Annotated in this window: 2 protein-coding genes; both read left to right on the top strand. The window is 63.5% G+C overall.

Annotated elements, in window-relative coordinates; translation table 11 throughout:
• On the top strand, positions 1 to 905 hold a 905-nt coding region (locus ACNPM4_RS06845; RefSeq protein ID WP_448985182.1), incomplete at its 5' end, for a helix-turn-helix transcriptional regulator.
• 669 nt (positions 906 to 1,574) lie between these two features.
• A complete protein-coding gene (locus ACNPM4_RS06840; protein WP_448985181.1) occupies positions 1,575 to 5,579 on the top strand; it encodes a DUF7927 domain-containing protein in 4,005 nt (1,334 codons plus the stop codon).
• Positions 5,580 to 5,600 lie beyond the last annotated feature (21 nt).

The raw sequence follows: 5,600 nt of genomic DNA, 5'->3' as shown, positions 1-5,600 counted from the left end.
CCGGTTGGATGGCTCCCCTCGTCGACCTGTCAGCCAACATCGCGTCGGCTCTAATCGCCGTGGATCGCCTCGACCGAGACGCGGCGGCTGCCGCTCTCAACACGGTCGAGTCGCAGGTCAGCCGGGAGCGGTCTTGGGCCCCTTTCGTCACCTACGCGCATGCACGCTACGAGTTGTACTGGGGCGATCATCGGTCAGCCCTCGAGCGCATCGAGCGCACGCGCGCCTTCACGGGCGAGCAACACCGGAACGCGGGCATCGAGCCGCGTCTGGACGCCGTCAAAGCCAACTTGCTTCTAGCCCTCGAACGGCCCCATGAAGCCCAAATAGTACTTACACAAAGGGAAGGCAGCCCGCACGTCCTCGCCGTTGCTGCACGCCTCGCTCTAATGTCGGGAAGCAGGGGATCTTCGCGAGAGATCGCAGTGACAGGACTGGCGTTTTCGGAACTCGACCCTCGTTCCCAGATCGATCTCCTCGTCGTTGCCGCCATCGCCGAGGAGTCTGCCTCCACGGCGCGACGACACCTGCAACAGGCCATTGCGACAAGCATCCGCACGCGAACTTTGACCCCATTCGCTCTGATTGACCGATCCGCTTTGCTAAGAGTCAGTGAAGCTGTACTGACAACTACCAATCAGGACTGGGTCCGGACTGTTCTATCCTCAGCACCGGAACCGTTGCCGGCTGCCGCCGAGATTGTCGACCTCACGAACACGGAACAGCGGGTGCTGCAGCTACTTGCGGACGGGGCATCTAACCCGCAGATCGCTCAGGCGCTCTTCATATCCGAGAACACGGTGAAGTTTCATCTGAAGAATCTATATCGCAAACTTGGAGCACCCTCGCGTGCGGACGCCGTGATCAAGGGGCGTGAGTTGCGACTGGTCCGCCCGGTCACGTAGTCCGTCAACATCCCTCCGCAGGTAACGGCGCGATCACGACTCGTTCACGGCTGGGTAGGGCCGGGGGTAGTTTTCTTCCCTATGCAAGGCATGTGAGCATTCCTGGCAATTTACTGAGTCCAGATCTCTCAGGATGGAGGGGTCTCCGTCCTGGTATGGATCCGGTTCTGACCGGGTGCCAGGATCCCAGCACCTATGTCACAGACTCGGGGGAGATTTATGAGCCGCTCAACTTCGCCGACGCACTCGCGTCGAGAATTCCGGAATACCAGTCTTGAGGATCGGGAGAATCCTGGCGCGTCGCAGAATTCTCGGCGGTTCTTCGCCGCCCTCTTGGCCGTTGCCGTCGGCGTGATCGGAGTCTTGGCCCCGATCACGACTACGCCAGCGGTGGCTGAGTCAAATGTAGAGAACACTGCTCTGATCGGTGAGAACACCTTCTACGCTTACGCCGGAGCCGGCGAGGAGGTTACTGCTGAGTTCTCGCTCGTGCGCCCATCTAACACCTACGGCCAAACCTTCACGCTTCTCGATCCCTCAGGAGCCGAGCGGTGGACATGCTCCATACTGCCCGGCGCACCCGACGGAGAGACATGCACAACTCCGGCGGATCTGACTGGACCCGCCGGAGCGTGGACTCTCGAAACGACTGGGCTCGGACCGGTAACCGTGAACTGGCCGGAAGGCACCGGCTTCTATGCCGACTGGGACATCAACGTCACCACGGCAGACGGCGTCGCTATCCCCGGTCGTGTGTGGACCAAGCAGTATCGTGCCTACAGCGTTTCCCCGACGCCCCCCGACGCCCCTCTCTCCGACCCCGAGTTCTGGGTCGTGTCTGAGAACGGCGCCCAGTACAAGATCGACATCAGCCAGTTCAACGGCGGCGGCTGGAGCTTCAGCAGCGATGCTTTCGGCAACGTCGTCCCGGCCGGTAGCTGCACGCCCGCATACCGCTCACTCGCAAACACGCTCAACAGCCCGGAACATCCGGCGCCCGGACCACAGTGCGGGCCGAGCTACAACCTGTTCTTCGACGCGCCCGCCGCGGATCTTCCCGCGACCGCAGATTCTCCCCATGGAAGCGTGTTCGTCAGCCCCGCGTACGTCGCGCCGACATTGACTAACGCGGACTACGAGCGGCCAAACAACCAGTCGCACGTCGGCTCTCTGAACTACGACGTCGAGAACTTCACGGGCAGCTATGTCGTGCGAATTGACACCGACGGCAACGGCAACTTCACGGACCCGGTTGATATCGAGATCCCTCAGTCAGGGACAGAAGGTGCCAAGACCTTTGCATGGAACGGGCTCGACGCCAATGGCGCAGTCGTTGACATGTGCACGTCGGTGAACTTTCAGGTCGCCATCGAACGTACTGATGAGGTGCACTTCGTTCTCGGCGACGCTGAGGTGGTCGGTGGCATTGCCATCACTCAGCTTGAAGGATCCAGCATCGGAAACGACGTCATCTACTGGGACGACACTGAGGTGCCTGAGTCGGGCGGCGGTAACAAGGGATCAACAACCGATCCGATCGTAAATTTGGACGGGATCAGTAGTGCTGGCGGCGTCCATGGTTGGGCGAACGTAGGCAACCAGTGGGGCAATATGGCCTCCATCGACAACTGGACCTACAGCCCGGTCGACATCACCGCAACGGCATCTTCTCCGTCGAACTGCTTGTCCATCACCAAGACTTCGGACGCGACAGCTGACACCCGTGTCGGTGACGATGTCACATACACGATCACCGCCACTAACGACGGCGATTCGCCGTTCACGGAAGCCAACCCCGCTTTCATCTCTGATGACCTGACGGGAGTTCTGGACGACGCCGAGTACAACAACGACGCCGAGGCAGACGTCGACGGCACCATCGCCTACGCAGCGCCGAAACTCTCCTGGGCGGGCGCGCTCCCCGTGGGCGACACTGTCACCCTGACGTACACGACGACTCTCACCGCGACCGGCGATGGTGTTGTTCGCAACGTGGCATACGGCGACACTCCTGACGTTCCGACACCGGTGTGTGACCCGCCTGACGGAGACGGCACGGACCCGAGTACGGGCATTGCCTGTGCGGAGAATGAGTTCGAGTTGCCGCGCCTGACCATCACGAAGGCCGCTAGCGAGACTGAGCTCCCCGCCGTCGGCACCGAGGTCACCTATACGGTCACCGCCACCAACGCAGGCCCGGGAGATTTCACGGCCGACGCTCCCGCAAGCATCATCGATGACCTGACCGAGGTCCTCGATGACGGAACGTTCAACGACGACGCGACCTCCACGGTCGATGGGACATTGGACTACGACGCCCCTGAGCTCACCTGGAACGGTGCGCTTGCGGCCGGTGAGTCCGTCACCATCGAGTACACCGTGACCTACACGGGCGAGGGCGACCAGTTGCTGACCAACACCGCTTGTGTCCCTGCGGGCGATGTTCTGCCGGGTGCAGACCCGTGCGCGGTAGTCAACGTCCCGGGCGCCGTGCTGACCGAGTGGAAGTCGGTTGTCGCATCTGACTCGCCGCTGGGTGAGGGTGACACGCTCACCTACACGCTCCACTTCGACAGCACCGGCACCAGCGCGGCAGACGTCGACGCGATCGACAGCCTTGTGCACGTGCTCGATGACGCCGACGTGACCGTCGAGCCCGTCGGCACGGGCGGCGTCACCGCTGTTCGCACCGGCGACACGATTGCGATCACGGGTTCGGTCGAGCCGGGTACATCTGCGACGGTGACCTACACGGTGACCCTGCGCTCGGATGCGGACCGCGGTGACAATATCGCGGCCAACTTCCTGCTCGCCCCTGATGAGGAGCCGCCGACCGACCCGGTTTGCGTCCCGGAGGACACCGAGTTCCCCGATTGCACGGTCAACCTGATCCCGGAGATGGTCGACTCTAAGTCGGTCGATCCTGAATCTGGCACGACGGTTCAGGCGGGTGACGAGCTCACCTACACGCTGACGTTCGAGAACATCGGCGAGGGCGTCGGCACGGTCAACCGTGTTGACGATCTGACGCACATCCTCGACGACGCAACGGTCACCACGGCTCCGGCCGCCTCCGACGCAGCGCTGACGGTGTCGGACATCGCCGACGGCCGCTTCGCGATCACCGGTGAACTGGCCGCCGGTCAGACGGTCACCGTCACGTACACCGTCACGGTGAACGCGACTGAGGACCTGGGCGACACGGAGCTGGGCAACTTCCTCCTTGACCCGACGGACCCGACCCCGGAAACCCCGGGCGAGTGCGAGCCGGGCAGCGAAGACTGCACGTACAACCCCGTCCCGCGTATGGAGGACTCCAAGTCCGTCACGCCGGAATCGGGAACCACCGTGCAGCCGGGTCAGGAACTGACCTACACGCTCACGTTCTCCAATCTCGGCACGGTGCCGACGTCTGTGGACCGGGTCGATGACCTGACGCACATCCTCGACGACGCAACGGTCACCACGGCTCCGGCCGCCTCCGACGCAGCGCTCTCGGTGTCGGACATCGCCGACGGCCGCTTCGCGATCACCGGTGAACTCGCCGTCGGTCAGACGGTCACCGTCACGTACACCGTCACAGTGAACGCGACTGAGGACCTGGGCGACACGGAGCTGGGCAACTTCCTCCTTGACCCGACGGACCCGACCCCGGAAACCCCGGGCGACTGCGAGCCGGGCAGCGAAGACTGCACCTACAACCCCGCACCGAAGCTGGTGGACACGAAGTCGGTTGACCCGGCTTCGGGCACGCCGGTCGTGGGCGGTCAGGAGCTGACCTACACGCTGACGTTCCGCAACGAGGGAGCAGCTGCCGGAGACGTGAGCAAGGTCGATGACCTCACGCACGTCCTCGACGATGCCGACCTCACCGCGGAGCCCGCAGCGTCTGACGCGGCACTGGCAGTAACTCGTGATGGTGCCCGTATCACCATCGCGGGAACGCTGGCTGCAGGTCAGGAGGTGACGGTGACCTACACCGTGACGCCTCGTGAGAGTGGAGAGCGCGGGGATAACGTCCTCGCGAACTTCCTTCTCGCGCCTGAGCAGACGCCGCCGACGGATCCGGGCGACTGCACGCCGGGCGACGGCGAGTTCCCTGACTGCACGACGAACCCCATCGGTGACATTGCGCCGGCGAAGAGCGTGAACCCCACCACGGGGACCACGGTCGAGTCCGGTCAGGAACTGACGTACACGCTCTCGTTCCAGAACACGGGTGCGGGCGCGGCAACGGTCGACTACACCGACTTCATGTCGGGCGTGCTCGATGATGCTGAACTCGTCGGCGCACCTGAGGCGAGCGCCGGTCTCACGACCTCGGGCCCGACCAACGGTGAGCTCCGTGTCACGGGCACACTCGAGCCTGGTCAGACCGGCACGGTGACGTACACGGTGCGTGTGCTGGCGTACGACCAGCAGGGCAATCACCAGCTGGCGAACTTCCTGACCCCCGCGGGCCAGGAACCGCCGACGGAGTGCGTCGCCTCCAACCCACTGTGCACCGTGAACCCCATCGACCCGCCCGCGCCGGGTGACGGTCTGGCGATCACCGGCGGTCAGATCGCAGCTGGGGTACTCATCTCCGGACTGGCATTGCTCATCGGTGGCGGTGTACTCCTGATGGTTCGTCGCCGTCGTGAGGACAGCCTCGACATCGAGTCGGTCAGCTGATCTAACCCTTGAAGGGTGCTG

This window comes from Microbacterium umsixpiens, assembly GCF_053543675.1.
Note: the sequence above shows the minus strand (reverse complement) of the source record. Positions and strands in the feature narration are given on the sequence as shown.